This window comes from Bartonella sp. HY038 (genome assembly GCF_014117425.1).
Taxonomy (GTDB): Bacteria; Pseudomonadota; Alphaproteobacteria; order Rhizobiales; family Rhizobiaceae; genus HY038.
Genome location: NZ_CP059725.1, coordinates 1,645,791 through 1,665,949, shown reverse-complemented (window position 1 = coordinate 1,665,949; position 20,159 = coordinate 1,645,791). Strand labels below are relative to the sequence as shown.

Genomic DNA, 20,159 nt, shown 5'->3' with positions numbered 1-20,159 from the left:
CACACTATTTAAGTTACATTTTACTACTAAATAGTGTAGCAGCTATAAAAATAAACAAACAAGAAATACGTAAGCAGGATAAGCATGGTGGGTGCGCTATATGCAGTTTAGCAAGCTGCGACTGGTTGGATTTAAATCATTTGTCGAACCGATGGAGTTTTTCATCGAGGGCGGGCTAACAGGTGTCGTTGGCCCGAATGGCTGTGGCAAATCTAATCTTGTCGAGGCGCTGCGCTGGGTTATGGGTGAAAATTCCTATAAGAACATGCGTGCCTCAGGCATGGATGATGTTATTTTTTCTGGTAATAACACACGCCCACCAAGAAATTTTGCTGAAGTCACGTTATATCTTGATAATCGCGATCATAGCGCACCAAGCGGTTTTAATGATGCCGATGAGTTGCAGGTTTCGCGCCGTATTGAACGCGGTGCAGGCTCTACCTATCGGGTTAATGGCAAAGAAGTGCGTGCTAAAGATGTGCAATTGCTATTTGCGGACCAATCTACCGGTGCGCGTTCACCGTCCATGGTGGGACAAGGGCGCGTTGGCGAGCTTATCCAAGCAAAGCCACAAGCACGTCGTGCTTTGTTGGAAGAGGCTGCTGGCATTTCTGGGCTTCATAGCCGCCGCCATGAGGCTGAATTGCGTCTGCGTGCCGCAGAAACCAATCTTGAGCGGCTTGATGATGTGGTTGCGGATGTAAGCAGCCGCATTGAAAGCCTAAAGCGTCAAGCGCGGCAAGCCAATCGTTTTAAAACTTTGTCGGCTGAGATAAGGCAGTTAGAAGCCGGCCTATTCTATTTGCGCTGGTCGCAAGCCAAAAGCCAAGAAGCTGAAATGGAAGCGGCTTTAACTAAAGCCACTTTGAAAGTTGGCTCAGAAGCGGAAGCGCAAATGCGCTTTGCACGCGAGCAGGCGGAAAATAAAACTCTTCTAGCGCCATTGCGTGATAATATGGCCAAGGCGAGGGCAGGGCACCAACGCATTACTTTGGAAGTGCAAGCACTGGAAGATGAAAAATCAAGAAGCCTCCATCGACAATCGGAGTTAATGCGGCGTATAGAGCAATTACAACGCGATGTTATACGCGAAGAAGGGTTAATTGCTGAATATAAGCAGTTTATCAACCGCCTTGATAATGAAGAGCAAAAGCTAAAAGATATTCAAAGTGATGGCGGTGCAGAGGAAGAAGAACTGCGCATCCAATATGAAGATTTACAATCAGTTACCCAAAACAAAGAGGCGGATCTTGCCAAGCTTAATACGGAACGTGCCGAGTTAAATGCAGGCGAGCAGCAATTGCAACGTCTATTATCTGATCTTGGTCGTCGTCGTGATAAATTAAACCAAGACTTGCAAGCATTGGCAAGTTCGATTGCGGCTTTGGAAAAAGAGACTGAAAGTCAACAGCAAGCTGATGAGTTAAACGAGGCGTTAGAAGCAATAGTTGAGCAATTAAATAGCCTTGAAAAGCAGTTGCCGCAAATTGAAGATGAAATAGGGGTAAAGAGAAATAATTATGATCAGTGCCGCAAAACTCATGATGAATTAAAGCGGCAATTAAGCGGGTTTGAAGCAGAAGCACGAACGCTTGAACAAATTATAGCCGCATCTTCATTAAATGTCGGCGATACTGTTGTTGAGCATTTAAGCGTTGAAAAAGGCTATGAAGCAGCATTGGGCGCAGCACTTGGTGATGATTTGCAAGCCGCCCTTGATGAAGATGCTTTGCTATTTTGGCGCGATTTAAAGTTTAGTGGTGCAGATCCACAATTGCCAATTGGCTGTGAACCCCTTGCAGATTATATTAAAGCACCAGATAATATGATGCGCCGCTTAAAGCAAATCGGCTTGGTGAAAGCAGATGAGGGCGATGGCTTGCAAAGAGATTTGCAATTAGGCCAAGTTTTAGTAAGCCGTGAAGGAGCATGTTGGCGCTGGGATGGTTTGGTTGCTAAGGCAGATGCACCAACGGCTAGTGCGCAACGTTTGGCACAAAAAAATCGGCTTGCTGAAGTACAGGAGTTTATTTTAAAGAGCCATCAGCAAGGAGAGCGTGCAAAAAGCGATGAAGCAATTGCTTATCAGCAATTGGAAGAATTATTAAGTCAAGAAAAAGAATGCCGTGCAGCTTTGCGCCAAATGCGTGATAGCCATAGCCAAAAGCAGACAGCGCTAAAGGAACTTGAAATTAGTCTTAATGCGCGCCTGAGCAGTTTAAACCATTTACAAGAAAATTATCAGCGCCTTGAACTCGAACTTGAAGAAAACGCTGTTTTAAATGAAGAGACGGCAATTAAGCTGGAAGAATTAGCACCACTTGATGAATTGGATGCTAAAATTGCCGCACTTCATGCGCTGTTGCAAAGCGAGCGGGCAATGCTTGCTCAGTTGCGTTCTAGCCTTGAAACTTGGCAAAGGGATAATTTACAAAGACAACGGCGCTTGGAGGCTATTGCGCCAGAGCGTAAAACTTGGCAAGCGCGTTTAAGCGCTAGTAATCAGCAATTTGCAGATTTGCAAGAGCGGGTAAGTGAAGCCATGATGGAAATGGAGGATCTTGCCAGTGCACCAGATGATTTTGACGAACGGCGTGATAGATTATTCCAACTTATTGCTAAAGCGGAAGATGAGGTAAAGTCGGTTAGTGATGCGTTGGCACTTGCTGAAAATACTCAAAATCGATTGGATCTTCAGGCAACCAATGCCATTCAAGCCCTTTCTCATGCGCGTGAGGTACGCGCCCGTAATGAAGAGCGTTTTAATGCCGCGATTGACCGGCGTAAAGATATTGAAGCACGTATTTTGGAAACGCTTAATGTTGAGCCCATTGAAACGCTAAAAATGGCTGGTTTTAACCCGTCTGATACAATGCCAGATATTGCTGATTTGGAGCGTGATCTTGATCGTGCCCGTATTGAGCGCGAGCGCTTAGGTGCAGTTAATCTACGGGCAGAAGAAGAAAGTAGCGAATTGCAAGAACGCTATGCTTCAATGACGGTCGAACGCGATGACGTGATTGAAGCAGTTAAAAAACTACGCCAAGCCATTCATGCTCTAAACCGTGAGGGGAGAGAACGCCTGCTTGCAGCTTTCACTAAAGTAAATAGCGAGTTTCAAAGATTATTTACCCATTTGTTTGGCGGAGGTACAGCGGAATTGCAATTGATTGAGTCTGACGATCCATTGGATGCAGGGCTTGAGATTTTAGCGCGTCCCCCTGGTAAAAAGCCGCAAACCATGACGCTTTTATCTGGCGGTGAACAGGCATTGACGGCAATGGCACTAATTTTTGCAGTGTTTTTAACCAATCCTGCGCCAATTTGCGTGCTTGATGAAATTGATGCGCCATTAGACGACCATAATGTCGAGCGTTACTGCAACCTAATGGATGAAATGACCAAATTAACCGATACACGTTTTGTTATCATTACCCATAATCCAATCACCATGGCGCGTATGGATCGACTTTTCGGTGTGACAATGGGAGAGCAGGGTGTATCGCAATTGGTATCGGTTGATTTGCGTACAGCTGAAACACTACGTGACTTATAAGTAATTGGAGTGCATTATTAGTCTTCATAAACTATGGGTTTAATCCAGTCATTTTTATTAATATAGCCAGTTTGATAAAAATGTTTGGGGCTGTACCATTTAATTAACCCATAAATTGCTTAACCCATTGTTTAATTTGTCTTAATTGCGATTGGGCCGATGGGTTATTGAAACGCCACTCACACTCCTTTAAAAATAGTCCAAAATTCTGTTTTGGTATACCATTAAATTTGCGCATATGGCGCTTGGCTTGGTTCCAAAAATTCTCAATGCCGTTGATGTGATTTCCCTTGTCTGCAAACAAGTTTGAATGGTTGATGCGATAATGTTTAAACTCTGATACATCCAAAGCATTATATCCACGCCAACAGTCGCTATAGACAATACTATCGGGCACAACTTTGCGTTTAATGATGGGCAATAAACTGGCACTTGATGCATCTGGAATAATCTTCGTATATACACGTCCACCGCGCTTGAGAAGGCCAAATACTGGAAATTTACCACCTGCTCCACGTCCACGATTGCCCTTGCGGTGACCGCCAAAATAACTCTCATCGACCTCAATCTCACCGTCAAAAACCTCACTCGCTTCTTGCTCTGTTTGATAGGCAATCAGCTCGCGAAGTCTTTGATAATAATAGGCAGATGTCTTGAAATTGACGCCAACTAAATCAGCTGCGCATCGTGCAGTTGTGCATGCTACAAAATGCTCCATCAATCGATCTTGTTTAGCTTTCGATAAGCGACTCTTTCTCATACTTATACCAGTAAACTTTCTCAGTTATCTGGTACAGCCCCAAATGTTTTACCTGTGTGACAAATTGACGGAAATCTTTGTTTTCAATAACAAGCCTATTAACGCTGTTCCAGTCAACTTCAATTTTTTCGCGCGCTGGTATCAAAATTTGGCTTTCGCTGACGTTATCTTTATCTAAAATTATAAGACCAATGCCATGTAGGCTCGATAATATTCTTATTTCTTTAAGAGCATCGCTATTAATTTCACTGGTAACGAGATAGGCAAAGTTAGCCCATGATGAATTGCTAACCGTTTGAAAAAAGACTTCGCGAACATTAGATCTATTAATAAGAATTTTGACTTCAAATGACCAAAGGCGCGTTTTTTGTTGAGAGTATTCTTTTACGCAGGCTTTAATTTCCTGATCCCAATCGTTGCTTAAATCTTCCATTGCTACAAGGTCAGGGTGAAGCCATTTATTGCCATTAGATCCATGTTTATTCGAAGATGTTTGTTCATTTACTCTTTTGCTATAAAGTTGAAATTCTTGGGTTAGATATTCTGCTAACAACGGATAAAGGGCATGTTCGCCTTTTAAAGCCGTTTTTATTTTTTTCTCGATGATAAGTGCTTTATCTTCTTTTTCAGCTTCATTAACTTCATCACTGTCGCTCTTTTTACTATAATAATAGTAACGAGGACGATCTTCCGTAGTTTTTAATGGAATAAGCTTACTTATTTGCGGGCGACGTGCACCAATTTCACCTGCTAATTGCTGTATCAAGGCAGCTGCGTTATCTAGAACGACAACCTTTGCTTTTGATTTTTTTGCTTTGTTTTGCATTCATCTGGATAGGTATCGTAAATCCATTGAGCAATTTCACGTGCAGTGAATTTTTGATTCGGATTATTTGTTAAAAATTCTGCGACTTTATCAACTAAATGCAATGCCATGATATATCCCCTTAATATTGTTAATTTCGAATAATCTTGAGGCAATTGTCAATTACAGTGAGTTGGTTATAAACACATATTGTAAAATAGAGGCATTGCGCCTCTATTTTAAAGATAAATACGATTAAATGACCGGTTTAAAGTTTTTAAGCCGCAATGCATTGGTTAAAACAAATATGCTTGATAATGCCATCGCGCCTGCGGCTAGCATTGGCGATAATAAAATGCCCCATAGTGGGTATAAAATACCAGCTGCAATTGGAATAAGGGCAATATTATAGATAAAGGCCCAAAATAGATTTTCCTTAATATTTTTAATTGTTGCGCGTGATAAAGCAATGGCATTAATGACGCCTGCTGGATCACCAGACATCAAAACTACATCCGCACTTTCAATCGCAACATCGGTGCCCGTGCCAATAGCAATACCCGTATCGGCTGTAGCAAGGGCAGGCGCATCATTAATGCCATCACCAACAAAAGCGACTTTTTTGGCTTTTTCTTGCAGGTGTTTGACGGCATCCAATTTGCCTTCAGGCAAAACTTCGGCTTCGATATGCTTAATATTGAGTTTTTGGCCAATTGCTTGCGCTGTAAGGCGGTTATCACCGGTTATCATTGCAACATCAATATCCATGTGGCTCAAGGCATTGATTGTTTCAACTGCGCGTGGTTTGATTGGGTCTGCTACACCAAATATAGCGGCAACCTTGCCATCTATTGCTGCATAAAATGGGGTCATGCCTTCCTTGCCATAGCTTTGTGCAAGCTCTGTAAATGGTGCTATATTCACGGCTAATGTTTCCATATAGTGAGCATTGCCAATAGCAATATTTTTAGCCTCAACCGTGCCACTTAATCCATAACCCGATTTGGACGCAAATTCATCAACGTTTAAAAGTGACAATTGCTTTTGTTTTGCAGCGTCAATAATCGCGTTACCAAGTGGATGCTCTGATTTTGCCTCGATCGAGGCAACCATCGCAAGAACTTCGTCCTTATTAAATGGCTCTGCCGTTTCAAAGTGAATGAGTTCTGGCTTACCAAGGGTTAGTGTTCCAGTTTTATCAAAAGCTACCAATTTGGTTTCACTTAAAGACTGTAGCGCATCGCCCTTGCGAAATAAAACACCAAGGCGTGCGCCGCGCCCTGTACCAACCATGATTGAGGTTGGTGTGGCCAAGCCCATAGCACAAGGGCAGGCAATAATAAGAACCGATACTGCCGCAACAATAGCTTGTCCTAAATGGCTGGTGCCGCCAACAAATAGCCAGATTAAAAAGGTACAAAAAGCCGCCGCAAAAACGGCTGGCACGAATATGGCTGTCACCTTATCAACCATGGCTTGAATAGGAAGCTTTGAGCTTTGCGCATCTTCAACCATTTTTTGAATTTGCGAAATAAGCATATCTGCGCCAACTTTTTCAGCGCGATAGGTAAAGGCACCTTGACCATTTACCGTGCCACCAAATACTTGGTCGCCAATATTTTTAGCAACGGCAATCGGCTCCCCAGTCATCATTGATTCATCAATATGCGTTGCGCCATCAACAATAACGCCATCAACGGCTAGCTTTTCACCAGGGCGGATAATGACGAGATCGCCGATGGCCACATCCTCAAGTGCAATATCTTTAGGTGTGCCGTTGACATCAATTCGTGCGGTTTTAGGTTTTAGTCCAGCTAAAGCGCGAATGGCTTGGCTAGTGCGTCCCCGCGCGCCTGCCTCAAGCCAACGGCCAAGAAGAATAAGGGTAACAATAACCGCTGCGGCTTCAAAATAAACGTGGTTTGCGCCTTCAGGCAATATTTGACTAGCAAAGGTTGCAAGGGTTGAATAGCCCCATGCGGTAAACGAGCCAACTGCAACCAATGAATTCATATTGGGGGCACCGTGTAAAAGTGCAGGAATACCAGCTTTAAAGAAACGTAAACCCGGACCAAAAACCACAAGGGTTGTTAATAGGAATTGAAATAGTCGAATTGGCATTTCGCCAAAAGTCATCAATAGCCAATGATGAAATGACGGAACCATATGGCCACCCATTTCAACAATAAAAACTGGCAAGGTTAGAGCAATGGCAGTAATAAATGAGCGCCAAAGGCTTTTTGATTCAACTTCTTGTCTGTCTATTTGCGGTGTTTTGTCTGATATTGGGGTTGCCTTATAGCCTGCCTTTTCTACCGCCTTTTCCATAGATGCGATCGTATTGTCGTCACCAATATAGACAATATGGGCGCGGTTTGTTGCAAGGTTAACGCTCGCATCGCTCACACCAGCGGTATTTTTAAAGGCTTTTTCAACATGGCGCACACAGCTTGCGCAGGTCATACCTTCAATATCAAAGTCCAGTGTTTTTTCATCTATGTTGTAACCAGCCTTTTCTACGGCGTTCTTGATTGCAGCAATATCTGGCGTTTGGCGCGATTTGACTGTCGCCATATTAGTGGCAAGGTTTACACTCACTTCATCAATATCTGGCAATTTGCCAATTGCTTTTTCAACGTGGCGCACGCAACTTGCACAGGTCATGCCATCAATTGGCAAATTGGTGGTAAATTGATCTGATGTATTTTGCGGTTGTAAAGAGCCTGATTTTGTTTCGGACATGTTATATCCCTTTCATCTTAGTGATAAGATAGGGCTTACTATCATGGGAAGGTCAAGAAGAGTTTTAACAAATATCGCTTTTTATCATTCAATTTGGTCTTGTAAAAATAAAAACGGACCAGATAAAAATCTGATCCGCTAAGAACATTATTCTTTATAAGTTATATACTCGTTTTAGTTGTTAATACGAGCTATAGCTTGAAAGTTGATAGCGCGTCCGGTTAATTTTGCATTTTGTGGCTGAGCTTTTTCTTTCTTTAGACCCGATGCAAAAACTAATGCAGGAATTTTGTGAAGCTCCTGCGTTGCGCCCTTGTCTTCATTGTTGTTGATTAATTGCTCGACACTTTGGGGCTGACTTGTAACCCTATTTGTTTTAGTGTTTTGTCGTGAAGGAACCGATGCTACAAACAGGCTATTATCAATCTCTGGGCTTTTTGTTGTGTTGCTGGCTTGTGATGTAGCGCCATTATTATCAATTAAATCTTCATCAGGTAGCGGGATTAGCTCACTGGTATTATTAATAATATTATGCACTTCATCAGCACGAATAGGGGCTTTATTTGGTGTAGATTCAGCCTTTGGCGGATTTACGCTCGTTCGTGCAATTGCTGCAGCAATTTCATCGCCTTTTTGGGTAATTTCAGGTTTTTGATGACGTAGTGTTGGAATAGGAATATTGTATGCTGTCGCCATATCAGTAGAAGGCGTTAAAGTTCCTGGTTGGTTTGTTTGGGCATTTATGGTGTCACCAATTACGTCATTTACCGCATTGATAGCATCATTGCTACCAGTTGCAGCAGGTTGCGCAGCTACTGCCAATACAGGAACATCGCCGGGCTTAAAGCCTGGTACTGGAATAGAATTTGCACTGGCTATTAAATTGCTTACGTTGTCTTGTGGCGCAGGATTATTATCCATCGGTGCATTTGGTGTTGGTAATTCAGGCGTGCGAGCAGGGGAGGCTAATGGAATTGGTGCTTCGCCACCATCTGGCAAATCAAACATATCATCAATTGCTTCTTGCTCAACTTCTTGCGGTAAAACTTGTGGTGTCTGTGGGCGCATATTTTGCGGACGGGAAGCTATAACTGTTTGTCTTTGTGGAACTGGTTCTTTCTTTTTGCCACCAAAAAGTCGTGCAAATAGACTGCCACTTGAGTTGCCTTCATCCTTTACTATAACAGTTTGGGCAGGGCGCCCCTTGCGCGCATTATATTCCGCCATGGCTTGCTGATAACGTGCAAGTGGCTTACCATCACTTGGAACATGAATGGTCTTACCATCTGGAAATAGTGCCATTAGCTCACTGCGGCTCATACGTGGCCAGTGGCGCACATTACCAACATCCATATGAACAAATGGCGAGCCTGATCTTGGGTAATATCCGACGCCGCCAACTTCTTGTTTTAAGCCGATCTGACGCAATTTTGATAAATTTGCATCAGGGATGTAAAAATCCATTGCGCGCCCTAAAGTATGTTGGCTATTTTTCGCAACGCCGCTAGAAGCAGAGCGTGAGCGTAGCATATTGTTAGTGGTAGGCGAGCGATAGGCAGAAACAACATGGATGTAATCACGAGAACCGCTAAGCTTATAAACTTGCCAAATAAGGTCAAAAAGGCGTGGATCCATTTTGGTTGGCTCATTGCGGCGCCAATCGCGCAGAAATACGTTAAGTTGCTTTAAGCCGCTATCTACATATTTACCGTTTTTCTTAAAAACAATTTCGGCTTTTTCACGAGTATGGATATAATAAAGCTTCAGCGATCTGGTTTCACTGCTTGCAGCTTGAACTGATAATAAAAATCCACAAGAAGCAATAATCATTGCGAGGATATTTTTAAACATAAAAATCGCCTTATTATGTGTTTTTTTATGCGCTTTGCTAAACATTTATAACAGCCTTGTTGTCGTGTAGCATTAAATGCCAAACGTTGCCTTGCCCTAATTGCTAACCTATTATTGCAGTGAATGGTTAATAGGTACTTTAACTACAGGCAATAATTACTATAACATGATAAAAATAACACAGTGTTCAATATTTGTTACTTTTTATTAAATAGCGCTAGACTGTGGGAAAAATACACGAAAATTAGAATTTTTCAATGTTTTTTGATTCTTTGCATGGATATGGTTGGTTTTCGCTGTGTGCATAAGTCATTAATAAACTGATTTTAATGGCTAAAATTAAATAGTTTAGATGTGTTGGCTAAACTATTATTATCGCCAGTATTGGACTAAATAGATAAGTTATTATGCGCTAAAGCGGCATTTAGTCGCGTTTGCTTTTTACCAAAAGGCTCTGAGATTTAAGTCGAGTTGCTAACTTTAGTTGTTTTTTCAGGTATTATAAAAGTTGCGTTTTTAAAAGCCTTGACCGCTTCCACCGGCAGACCTATCATAAATTTTCGCATGACAAGATGGTTTTAATAGCAGTGAAATGCTTAGCCAATAAATGCCTTTCATGCGTGGGAGATGAGATTTTTGATATAACCGCCATAGTTTGATTGAACACTATAATATCACGAGTAAATTTGAACTATGGGTGCTTATGTATTTTTTAGTCCTTTGGGAGGAGTTAATATGAATACTACCACACATCCTATATCACCTTTTAAAAAGCGTTATGAAAATTTCATCGGTGGGCAATGGGTTGCGCCAAAAGATGGCCGATATTTTAATAATCATTCACCGGTAGATGGTAAATTATTATGTGAAGTGCCACGCTCACAGGCCGTAGATGTGGAGGCGGCGCTTGATGCGGCGCATTCAGCAAAAGAAAAATGGGGGACGACAAGCCCTACTGAACGCAGCATGGTGCTATTGCGCATAGCTGATCGCATTGAGCAAAATTTAGAAAAAATAGCAATTGCTGAAACTTTCGATAATGGCAAGCCCATACGCGAAACTATGGCTGCTGACATTCCATTATCCGTTGACCATTTCCGCTATTTCGCTGGTCTATTGCGCGCCCAAGAAGGTGGCATATCACAAATTGACGATGACACTGTTGCCTATCATTTTCATGAGCCGCTTGGTGTTGTGGGGCAAATTATTCCATGGAATTTCCCTATTCTTATGGCGGCATGGAAGCTAGCGCCAGCCTTGGCGGCAGGTAATTGCATTGTTTTAAAACCTGCAGAACAAACACCAGCGTCTATTTTATATGTGATGGAATTAATTGCTGACCTATTGCCTGCCGGGGTGATTAATATTGTCAACGGCTTTGGTGAAGAGGCCGGCGCGGCACTTTCAACCAGTCCACGTATTGCTAAAATTGCCTTTACGGGTGAAACAGGCACTGGGCGGAAGATTATGGAAGCCGCAGCTGCAAATATCATACCGGTAACCTTGGAGCTTGGTGGTAAATCGCCCAATATTTTCTTTGGCGATATCATGGATTTTGAAGATTCCTTTATCGATAAGGCGATTGAAGGGTTGGTGATGTTTGCCTTAAACCAAGGCGAAGTTTGTACCTGTCCAAGCCGTGCTCTTATTCATGAAAGCATTTATGACCGCTTTATGGAACGGGCATTAAAACGGGTTGCTGATATAAAACGCGGTAATCCGCTTGATCCGCAAACTATGATTGGTGCCCAAGCCTCGCAAGAACAAATGGATAAGATTTTGCGCTATATCGACATCGGCAAGCAAGAAGGTGCGCAATTGCTAATTGGTGGGCAAAAATCATCATTGGACGGCGATCTTGCCAATGGCTGCTATATTGAGCCAACGGTGTTTAAGGGCACCAATACGATGCGCATTTTCCAAGAGGAAATCTTTGGCCCTGTATTAGCGGTTGCAACTTTTAAAACCGATGAAGAAGCATTAGCGATAGCCAATGACTCTATGTATGGCTTGGGGTCGGGTATTTGGACACGTGATGTCAATAAAGCTTACCGTTTTGGTCGTAAAATACAAGCTGGTCGTGTATGGACAAATTGTTATCACGTCTATCCGGCCCATTCCGCCTTTGGTGGCTATAAAAAATCTGGTATTGGTCGCGAAATGTATAAGACGACCCTCGAAGCCTATCAGCAAACAAAAAATATTTTGGTAAGCTATTCGGTTAATCCGCAGGGTTTCTTTTAATGTTAAATACGGTGGGATATTACATTGGTTTTATGAACCAATTTCATATCTAAGATATATCTCATATGCTAAAAATTTAGTTTTTAATAAAGCGCGGCTTATTTTTATAGGTCGCGTTTTTTCATTTTAAAACAATAGGTTGTGTCAGAGTTTTTATGTTTTCTTGTAGGTTTTTATTAGCTTAATTATTTGTAATGGAATATTTCGATATATATCTTGATTTTAGATATGTATCGTAATATATCTGCTTTGTGGAAAATAAAATCTGAACGAAAAACATAAGTCGTTCTATCCATAAAATAACAATCAAATAATATTGAGGTAGTAATGAATAACGATCAATCTAATTTAGAGTATGAGCATAAATTTGTTGAGCAAGAGTTGAATGAGGAGAGTTATGGTCGCCGCGAGAAACGTGGCGGGCGAGGTGCGGAGCGCCGTGGGGAACGCGGACATCATAGAAGTGGTCATCATCAAGGTGGTCATCATCAAGGTGATCACCATAAAGGTGGTCATCGGGGTGGCAGGCCTCGTGGTGAAGGTCATCGTCGTAACCGTCTTTTTGATTATGGTGAACTGCGTATATTATTATTGGCGATGATATGTGAAAAGCCGGCTCATGGTTATGAATTAATGCGCCAGATTGAGGAGCGTTTTGCTGGACAATATGTTCCAAGCCCGGGCGTTATGTATCCTACTTTGGCGTGGACGGAAGACATGGGATATACTGAAATTGCTGTGGCGGAAAATGGTAAAAAGCAATATAGCTTAACCGGTGAAGGTAACGCATTTTTGCAAGCAAATCGCCAATTGGCTGATGAACTGCTCATTCGAACCTTTAACGAAGATGAAAGACCAAAGACAAGGCGCGGTAACCCGCAATTGCGCGAGGCTTTTGATCATTTGCGACATGTGATTAAATCCAAAATTCGTCACCAAGGCGATGAAGACGTATCAGCAAAAATTTTGCAGATTGTCAATGAAACCATTACCCGTATTGAAATAGAATTTCCAATCACCGCAGGAGAACATGATGAATAATGAAAATTTAGAATCTGGCAAAGGCAATAAAGAGCGACCATTACAGGATTTTTCTCTGGTCAATCCTGACTTGCAATTATCTGCAGTGTTAGACCAATATCATGATCGCATGCGGCACGAGCGGCAGGAAATGAGACGCGAAATTGTTGGTGGCCGAGATGGTGGGCAAGATCAAAGAATGCGGGCAATTGGTCCGCAAACTGGTCAATTGCTTAATATTATGATCCGTAGTTTGCGCAACCCCAATATTTTAGAAATTGGTACATCTTTTGGCTATTCAACCCTTTGGCTAGCAGATGCGGCAAGGGCAACTGGGGGCAAGGTTACCACATTGGAATATCATGATTATAAATCGCAATATGCAAAAGAAATGGCTGTGAAGGCAGGACTTGATGCATATGTCGATTATCGGGTGACTGATGCGCTTGATTTTTTAGAAAAGACAGATGGTAAATTTGATTTTGTTTTTTTAGACCTTTGGAAAGATTTGTATACACCGTGTCTTGATCTTTTTTATCCAAAATTAAACGACAGTGCCATCATTGTCGCTGATAATATGATTAAGCCGGGTGGTGAAGAAATTGCCCGTTATAGTGCCGCATTAAAACAGAAAGCTGATCTTACAAGCCTATTATTGCCCGTTGGTACTGGCATTGAGGTGAGTGTGTATAAATCGCTTTTGTAATTGATAGCTCGTCTTTCGTGCTTATAGTTAATATTGATCCAGTAATAAACGGCGTAAATGCGGTTATTGCTGGATTTTTTATTTAGAGCTATGCTTTATAGTTTTACCAATTGTTGCCGTTTTGTGAACAATCTGTCTGGAGTTTTCCGATGTTAACGCTCTTGTTTCTAAGTGTTAGCGCCATTATTCTATAGTCAACAAGAGCCTATGCTCTTTAGGAGTATATAATATGAAAAAGATCGGTTTTTTATCCTTTGGCCATTGGCGCGATGATCCACATTCGGGTACACGCAACGCTTCTGACGTTTTGTTACAAACCATAGACCTTGCCGTTGCGGCTGAGGAAATTGGGGCGGACGGTGCTTATTCACGCGTTCACCATTTTGCGCATCAATTAGGATCACCATTTCCACTCTTAAGTGCAATTGCGGCTAAAACATCACGTATCGAGATAGGTACAGCGGTTATTGATATGCGCTATGAAAATCCCCATTATATGGTGGAAGATGCTAGTGCGGCTGATCTTATTTCTGGTGGTCGTTTACAGCTTGGTCTTAGCCGTGGTTCACCAGAGCAAGTCATTGATGGTTGGCGTTATTTTGGCTATCAACCACGTGAAGGTGAAAGCGATGCCGATATGGGGCGCCGTCATGGTGTGGAGTTTTTCAATTTACTTGATGGAGTTGGTTTTGCCAAGCCCAATCCGCAGCCAATGTTTCCAAATCCGCCAGGATTATTGCGATTGGAGCCTCATTCAGAAGGCTTGAAACGCCGTATTTGGTGGGGAGCAGGTTCCAATTCAACCGCGGTTTGGGCGGCGAAAATGGGCTTTAATTTACAAAGTTCTACCTTGAAAGATGATGAAAATGGTAAGCCATTTCATGTTCAGCAGGCGGAGCAAATACGCACCTATAAGGCTGCATGGGCTGAGGCTGGGCATGGTTTTACACCGCGCGTGTCGGTAAGCCGCAGTATTTTCCCATTGGTAAGTGATGAAGATCGGCTTTATTTTGGTCGTACACGCGATGATAGTGATAGATTTGGCTATCTTGGTGAAAGCACTCGCGCTGTCTTTGGTAGAAGCTATGCTGATGAGCCAGAAGCACTTATTAAGCAATTGGCACAAGATGAAGCACTTAAGGAAGCCGATACTTTATTGCTGACCATTCCCAATCAATTGGGGGTGGCGTATAATACCCATGTGATTGAATCTATCTTGCGTTATATTGCACCAGAGCTTGGCTGACGGTAATTTGTCAAAAAAACAGAGAGTGCTATTTTTTGTCATATCAACAAATAGCACTCTTGCTAATCGGTGTTTATAATAATGGCGCTTTCGTTAAGTTTGGTCTAGGCGTAGCTTGATATGAAATTAGACTTATCATTAAATATGCAGCGCAAAGCAACAAAAAATCGGTTGAATAAATTCGCATTGTAAGACAAGAAAACCTATTGGCAAGGTTTTAGAGCTTGCTTGCAATTGCATTATAATATCGCTAGCAACGCTGATCTTATTTGTAATAGGGTGTGCAATAGCTACAATTTTTCAAAAAAATTATCGTATTCCATCCGCCACTTTCTTTAAATTACTTAGATATGCCAATTATACTCATCGGCGATTTTCATGAGTGGCGAATAGGTAAGGGGCATTTTTTAAAAATATTTCACCGTTTTTTGACCTTGCAATAGGTACCTTGGCAAGCTTTCTGCAGCCGCAGATTAAAACTTGGTCTTGAATATTAAAACATAATCGAAGTCAAAGTATTAATAGATCAATTGCTTTTAATTTTTAGATAAATTTTCGTTCATCTTTTTTTGCATTTCTAGCCTATATGCTTTTCGTGCTTCAAAAGTTTGTCGCATTGTTTCTGTTATAACTTGTGCTTTAAAAACAAGGCTATATTTTTTGGGGTCACTATAGCTATCAGTTTCGTTAACTTGTAAGATATAACGGCATTTATCTTGCTTGCCAGCAATTTCCCACTTGCTATAAGTAAGGCTTCCTTCGGAGCGATCAGCCGCAAAGCTATCCTCAGTCATTTTTTTTTGGCTTTCTTTAAGCTGATAGCCAGCTTTTCGAAAGGAAATGTCAATCATATTGGTCATAGCTTTGATGTCATCTAAGTAGTTGTTATAGCATAATCGAAGTATGATTTCTGTAAGGCAATTATCTTCAACACTTAACGTAATGCTTTTGGCCATAGGCAAAGTTAAAGAATTTAGATCTAGTAATTCAATGGTATAGCCAAAAGGAGGATTTTCATTCCAACCGATAGCATTATATGAAACATGAAAAGGCTTCGTATTAAATTCACCTTCATTCCCACCCCATAAAAGATATCTATCTAATATAAACCTGTCAGGTAGATTATTAATCTTTAAGAATTCATCTATGGGTTGCATCAAAGTAGCTTTAAGTGTTAAAATGTTACTTTCCATGACTATTCTTTCAAGAAATACAAAAAAATAAATTTTTTATTCGTTTTAATTTACTCTTATATCATTAATTGCGAGGTGTGGTTTGCGCTTCCATTCGTCCTGTAAGTTTGTGGCTCAATTTGATCAACGGATTGATTTTATTTTTTTTGTCATAATAATATGAAAAGCATATTTGGTCTAAATCAATATAGATGTCAGGATCAAGCTCCTCAAAATATTCTATATGGTCTAAATACATACATATGTCACTGCCGCATATTTGGCTATATTCATTTAAATATAAATATATGAGCCAACCGCGTATATAGATATCTCGCGGGCAGTTTTTGGAATCTATAATTTTTTTTAATTCATTACGTTTTTCAGCTCTGATGTCATCACTTACTTCTCCTAAGCGATTTTTAATCGCTACATCGAGATATTCTAATAAGTTATTGGGAAACAAAGATGATAAATCTATAATCATAGCTACAAAAATTATCTGAATATCTGTAAATGAATAGCTTGCTTCTTCATCAAACTTTCTAAGGTCATTTGCAATAGCATTTCTAAATACAATTTCATCAAAATCATCGTCAATATTTGCTAATTTATATTTCATATTATATCCTTTATGATTTATATTCTTGCCATAAATACTATTTTAAAATGACATTTTTCGATGTATTCAAAAGTTTGAAAATGAATAATTTTTGCGGCGGTTTAATATAGTCATGATTATAGTCAGTCATGTGATTATAGTAATACTATGAAGACGTTGTGGTAATAGGCAAGCAATAAATAAAAACATATTTGGAATAATAGCTATTTAATATGACGTTATCGGACAGACTTCAAATTGACTTTATGATATTATGTAACATCAAAAATTAGTATTATAGCTATTTGTTTAATAAGAGCGTATTGAATTGGATAATAATTAACAGCCCTAATATTTGCCTAAGTTATGATGGTGTTTCAATTGTTTTTTCGACGATTTGCATCAAGTTTCAAAAAAAAGCTATTACGATTTCTATAGATAGAAAACGCCGTTTATGAAGTAAATCATAAACGGCGTTTTGTAGAAAATGGGAATATTATTATGGACGTTAATGATTAAGAATTTTTGATAAAAAGTCTTGGGCGCGCGGTGTTCTTGCGCTTGCATCATCAAAAAACTCTTGACTGCTGCAATCTTCTAAGATTTGACCCTTATCCATAAAAACGACGCGGTTTGATACTTTGCGGGCAAAACCCATTTCGTGGGTGACGCAAATCATGGTCATACCTTCTTTGGCAAGGCTAATCATAACATCAAGCACTTCACCAACCATTTCAGGGTCCAATGCCGATGTTGGTTCATCAAACAGCATAACAATTGGGTCCATGGTCAAAGCACGAGCGATAGCAACGCGCTGTTGTTGTCCACCTGAAAGTTGACCAGGAAACTTGTTTTTATGTTCGATTAAGCCAACACGATCAAGATAAATTAATGCTTTTTTTTCGGCCTCGGCCTTATTGCGCTTTAAAACCTTAATCTGCGCGATGGTAAGGTTATCTAAAACTGACAAATGCGGAAACAGCTCAAAATGCTGGAAGACCATGCCAACGCGGCTACGCAATTTGGGTAAGTCTGTTTGCTTACTGTGAACAGCAGTGCCGTTAATCCAAATTTCACCTTTTTGGAAGGGCTCAAGAGCGTTGATAGTCTTAATCAATGTTGATTTACCAGAGCCTGATGGACCGCAAACAACCACAACCTCGCCTTTGTCAATATTCATTGAGCAGTCTTTTAAGACGTTGAATGGCCCGTACCATTTAGAGACATTTTTCATCTCAATCATATGGGAATGAGTAGAGGACATTAGTTTTTCCTTCAATTAGCGAATAATTGCAATTCTTCTTTGTAGTTGCTTGACACAAAGTGAAAGTGTGAAGCAAATAACGAAATAGGTGAGGGCGGCTAAAATATAAGTTTCTGTTTGCCGATTATAGATTTGGCCAGCAATGGTAAAGCCTTTTAATAAATCATAGCCGCCTATGGCAAAAACAAGAGAAGTGTCTTGGAAAAGAATGATAACTTGCGTTAACAATACTGGCAGCATGTTACGGAATGCTTGAGGTAGGATAACAATTTTCATTCTTTGCCAATAGGTCATGCCAAGTGCTTCGCCAGCCTGAAACTGTCCCCGCGAAATGGATTGAATACCAGCTCTCATAATTTCAGCAAAATATGCAGCTTCAAACGCGGAAAAGGTTATGAGTGCCGACCAGTAGACATCGATACTCGTACCTATAATGGCCGGAATAATTAAGAAAAACCATAAAATAACCAAAACCAGCGGAATTGATCGCATTACAGTGATATAAAAGGTTGCTAACATAGATAATGGTGCAAAACGAGATAGGCGGGCTAGGGCAAGTAATGTGCCAAAAATTACGCCAAATAGTGTTGCAACAATTGTCATTGTAACACTAAATTGTAAGCCTCTTAAAAGATAATTGCTAAAAAAGTCCCAACTTACGAAAGAAAAATTAAAGCGTAAATTGATACCGTGATCATAAAGAAAATCGAGGAAAGTCATAATATTAAGCCTCCTCCGCTTTGGCAGAACTGTTATTGTCGGGAATACGGAGTGAGCGTTGTATTAAGGTCATAACAAAAAAGATAATGAGGGCTAACAACACGTAAAGGATTGTTACGATAATAAATACTTCATAGCTACGATTGGTTTGTTCTACGGTATTATTTAAAAAAGCCATTAACTCTGCGATTGAGACACCGATTGCCGCCGCCGAATTTTTGACGATACCCATAGATTCAGACGTAAGAGGTGGCATAATGGTACGTAGAGTGCGTGGCAGTAATATGTAGCGATATGTTTGAAATGTCGTAAAGCCCAAAGCTTGAGCTGCATAGCGTTGACCGGTGGAAATGGACATAATACCAGCCCTTACCTGCTCGGCAATACGTGCCGAGGTAAATAATCCAAGGGCGATCACTACCAAAAATAGGCCGAAATTATCGTGGGACTTGGCAAAATCTTTTAATGGCAAGATAATATCAGGCAAAACAAAATAACAAAGAAAAACCATGACAAGGATAGGAATATTTCTAAATATTTCTACCCAGCAAGTAGCTAAAAACTTCAATACGGGATTATTGGGAAGCGTTCGCATCGTGCCTATAACAAAGCCCAATGCGATAGCAACCAAGAGGGCGCTAACAGATAGAATGGCCGTATTAATAAAGCCAGTTACAAGCAGATCCATATAGGTCTGTGTGAAGTCATTAGGATTACCAAAGCATCCTGGTATGGTTGATGCAGAAGATATCGGATCGGCTGTATCCTTGCACAAAAAACTAAAATCAAGCGCCATTGAGCTGCTCCACTGTGTTAAAAACGAAACTTCATTTTTAACTTTGATATTTCATAATGTTTTAAAGGAAAAAAACATTATATTTCTTTGATTTTATGGGGTTTATCAATTTTAGTTTAACTAAAATTGGAGTGACCTCTGTCATAAAAGCAATATCTAACTGCTTTAAAGGGTGAAATCGGTTACACAAAGCCATAAAATTCAACGACATATTTAAGCTAAAAAGTGCCAATAGGTTGCCAGTGGAGAATAAAATTCACCTATGGCTAGCACTTATAAATTCATTGTAGTATGGTCTATCAATATCCCTTATGCTATTTATCTGTTTCAACATTTAATGGTTGGCAGGATTAAAAAGTACAATTCAAAACATACTAATTACAATGTTAAAATGCTTTGATGCAGGGACTATTAATTGAAATAAAACTACACAATAAATTGCGGTACTACCTTAAGAGAACCAACAATGTAGGAAAACTTTTGCCTGTTCAATTAGAAATAACTTAATAGCTTTGAAAATCATTATAAAATTATAGTAATGGCTCTACAAAGACCAATTAAGTCAGATATTCTGAGCATCATTCTTGATGCAGCATCAGCTTTCACCGAGTTATTTTTATATCATTTCATTTGAAAGAACAGTTCCTTATCCTCATTAGAACATTGAACCTTATAT

General features: G+C 40.5%; 15 protein-coding genes. 5 read left to right on the top strand and 10 right to left on the bottom strand.

Annotated features, from left to right (window positions below; translation table 11 throughout):
- The first annotated feature begins 100 nt into the window (after positions 1–100).
- Positions 101–3,556: a chromosome segregation SMC family protein gene (locus tag H3299_RS07075; protein ID WP_182419547.1), complete on the top strand. Its 3,456-nt coding sequence runs from the start codon at positions 101–103 to the stop codon at positions 3,554–3,556.
- 103 nt (positions 3,557–3,659) lie between these two features.
- Here the strand turns inward: H3299_RS07075 and H3299_RS07070 are convergent, their stop codons facing one another.
- The 5 genes from H3299_RS07070 to H3299_RS07055 form a co-directional block, all read right to left on the bottom strand.
- The gene (locus H3299_RS07070; RefSeq protein WP_182417446.1) at positions 3,660–4,316 is read right to left on the bottom strand and encodes an IS1595 family transposase; all 657 of its coding nucleotides are present in this window, start codon (positions 4,314–4,316) and stop codon (positions 3,660–3,662) included.
- Positions 4,288–5,142 (bottom strand): HrgA protein, encoded by an 855-nt coding sequence (locus H3299_RS07065; RefSeq protein ID WP_246708180.1) that lies wholly within the window; start codon positions 5,140–5,142, stop codon positions 4,288–4,290. The genes H3299_RS07070 and H3299_RS07065 overlap by 29 nt, the downstream gene beginning before the upstream one ends.
- The gene (locus H3299_RS15655; RefSeq protein ID WP_246708179.1) at positions 5,097–5,252 is read right to left on the bottom strand and encodes a hypothetical protein; all 156 of its coding nucleotides are present in this window, start codon (positions 5,250–5,252) and stop codon (positions 5,097–5,099) included. Before H3299_RS15655 ends, H3299_RS07065 begins: the two co-directional genes overlap by 46 nt.
- A 124-nt stretch (positions 5,253–5,376) precedes the next feature.
- Positions 5,377–7,863 (bottom strand): heavy metal translocating P-type ATPase, encoded by a 2,487-nt coding sequence (locus H3299_RS07060; protein WP_182419546.1) that lies wholly within the window; start codon positions 7,861–7,863, stop codon positions 5,377–5,379.
- Positions 7,864–8,037: 174 nt separating this feature from the next.
- On the bottom strand, positions 8,038–9,693 hold the full coding sequence (locus H3299_RS07055; protein ID WP_371739835.1) for a DUF882 domain-containing protein: 1,656 nt from the start codon (positions 9,691–9,693) through the stop codon (positions 8,038–8,040).
- A 756-nt stretch (positions 9,694–10,449) separates the two neighbouring features.
- On the opposite strand from H3299_RS07055, the gene H3299_RS07050 reads away from it, so the two are divergent.
- The 4 genes from H3299_RS07050 to H3299_RS07035 all read left to right on the top strand — a co-directional run bounded on the left by H3299_RS07050 (position 10,450) and on the right by H3299_RS07035 (position 14,930).
- Positions 10,450–11,958 (top strand): aldehyde dehydrogenase family protein, encoded by a 1,509-nt coding sequence (locus H3299_RS07050; protein ID WP_182419544.1) that lies wholly within the window; start codon positions 10,450–10,452, stop codon positions 11,956–11,958.
- 327 nt (positions 11,959–12,285) lie between these two features.
- On the top strand, positions 12,286–12,999 hold the full coding sequence (locus H3299_RS15650; protein WP_182419543.1) for a PadR family transcriptional regulator: 714 nt from the start codon (positions 12,286–12,288) through the stop codon (positions 12,997–12,999).
- Positions 13,000–13,108: 109 nt separating this feature from the next.
- Positions 13,109–13,684 (top strand): O-methyltransferase, encoded by a 576-nt coding sequence (locus H3299_RS07040; RefSeq protein WP_210276157.1) that lies wholly within the window; start codon positions 13,109–13,111, stop codon positions 13,682–13,684.
- Positions 13,685–13,913: 229 nt separating this feature from the next.
- Positions 13,914–14,930, top strand: a complete 1,017-nt coding sequence (locus H3299_RS07035) for an LLM class flavin-dependent oxidoreductase (RefSeq protein ID WP_182419542.1) — start codon at positions 13,914–13,916, stop codon at positions 14,928–14,930.
- Positions 14,931–15,466: 536 nt separating this feature from the next.
- On the opposite strand, the gene H3299_RS07030 is transcribed toward H3299_RS07035, so the two are convergent.
- The 5 genes from H3299_RS07030 to H3299_RS07010 form a co-directional block, all read right to left on the bottom strand.
- Entirely contained in the window at positions 15,467–16,123 is a 657-nt protein-coding gene (locus H3299_RS07030) for a hypothetical protein (RefSeq protein ID WP_182419541.1), read from the bottom strand.
- A gap of 64 nt (positions 16,124–16,187) precedes the next feature.
- Positions 16,188–16,724, bottom strand: coding sequence for a hypothetical protein (locus H3299_RS07025; RefSeq protein WP_182419540.1), 537 nt, complete (start codon positions 16,722–16,724; stop codon positions 16,188–16,190).
- A gap of 487 nt (positions 16,725–17,211) precedes the next feature.
- Entirely contained in the window at positions 17,212–17,946 is a 735-nt protein-coding gene (locus H3299_RS07020; RefSeq protein ID WP_182419698.1) for an amino acid ABC transporter ATP-binding protein, read from the bottom strand.
- A 36-nt stretch (positions 17,947–17,982) separates the two neighbouring features.
- Positions 17,983–18,687 (bottom strand): amino acid ABC transporter permease, encoded by a 705-nt coding sequence (locus tag H3299_RS07015; RefSeq protein WP_210276147.1) that lies wholly within the window; start codon positions 18,685–18,687, stop codon positions 17,983–17,985.
- Positions 18,688–18,691: 4 nt separating this feature from the next.
- A complete protein-coding gene (locus H3299_RS07010) occupies positions 18,692–19,483 on the bottom strand; it encodes an amino acid ABC transporter permease (protein WP_182419539.1) in 792 nt (263 codons plus the stop codon).
- Positions 19,484–20,159: the final 676 nt, after the last annotated feature.

Bases quoted from the DNA above. Each gene is read 5' to 3' on its own strand.
- H3299_RS07075 (WP_182419547.1), top strand. From the start codon at position 101: ATGCAGTTTAGCAAGCTGCGACTGGTTGGATTTAAATCATTTGTCGAA.
- H3299_RS07070 (WP_182417446.1), bottom strand. From the start codon at position 4,316: ATGAGAAAGAGTCGCTTATCGAAAGCTAAACAAGATCGATTGATGGAG.
- H3299_RS07065 (WP_246708180.1), bottom strand. From the start codon at position 5,142: ATGCAAAACAAAGCAAAAAAATCAAAAGCAAAGGTTGTCGTTCTAGAT.
- H3299_RS15655 (WP_246708179.1), bottom strand. From the start codon at position 5,252: ATGGCATTGCATTTAGTTGATAAAGTCGCAGAATTTTTAACAAATAAT.
- H3299_RS07060 (WP_182419546.1), bottom strand. From the start codon at position 7,863: ATGTCCGAAACAAAATCAGGCTCTTTACAACCGCAAAATACATCAGAT.
- H3299_RS07055 (WP_371739835.1), bottom strand. From the start codon at position 9,693: ATGATTATTGCTTCTTGTGGATTTTTATTATCAGTTCAAGCTGCAAGC.
- H3299_RS07050 (WP_182419544.1), top strand. From the start codon at position 10,450: ATGAATACTACCACACATCCTATATCACCTTTTAAAAAGCGTTATGAA.
- H3299_RS15650 (WP_182419543.1), top strand. From the start codon at position 12,286: ATGAATAACGATCAATCTAATTTAGAGTATGAGCATAAATTTGTTGAG.
- H3299_RS07040 (WP_210276157.1), top strand. From the start codon at position 13,109: ATGCGGCACGAGCGGCAGGAAATGAGACGCGAAATTGTTGGTGGCCGA.
- H3299_RS07035 (WP_182419542.1), top strand. From the start codon at position 13,914: ATGAAAAAGATCGGTTTTTTATCCTTTGGCCATTGGCGCGATGATCCA.
- H3299_RS07030 (WP_182419541.1), bottom strand. From the start codon at position 16,123: ATGGAAAGTAACATTTTAACACTTAAAGCTACTTTGATGCAACCCATA.
- H3299_RS07025 (WP_182419540.1), bottom strand. From the start codon at position 16,724: ATGAAATATAAATTAGCAAATATTGACGATGATTTTGATGAAATTGTA.
- H3299_RS07020 (WP_182419698.1), bottom strand. From the start codon at position 17,946: ATGATTGAGATGAAAAATGTCTCTAAATGGTACGGGCCATTCAACGTC.
- H3299_RS07015 (WP_210276147.1), bottom strand. From the start codon at position 18,687: ATGACTTTCCTCGATTTTCTTTATGATCACGGTATCAATTTACGCTTT.
- H3299_RS07010 (WP_182419539.1), bottom strand. From the start codon at position 19,483: ATGGCGCTTGATTTTAGTTTTTTGTGCAAGGATACAGCCGATCCGATA.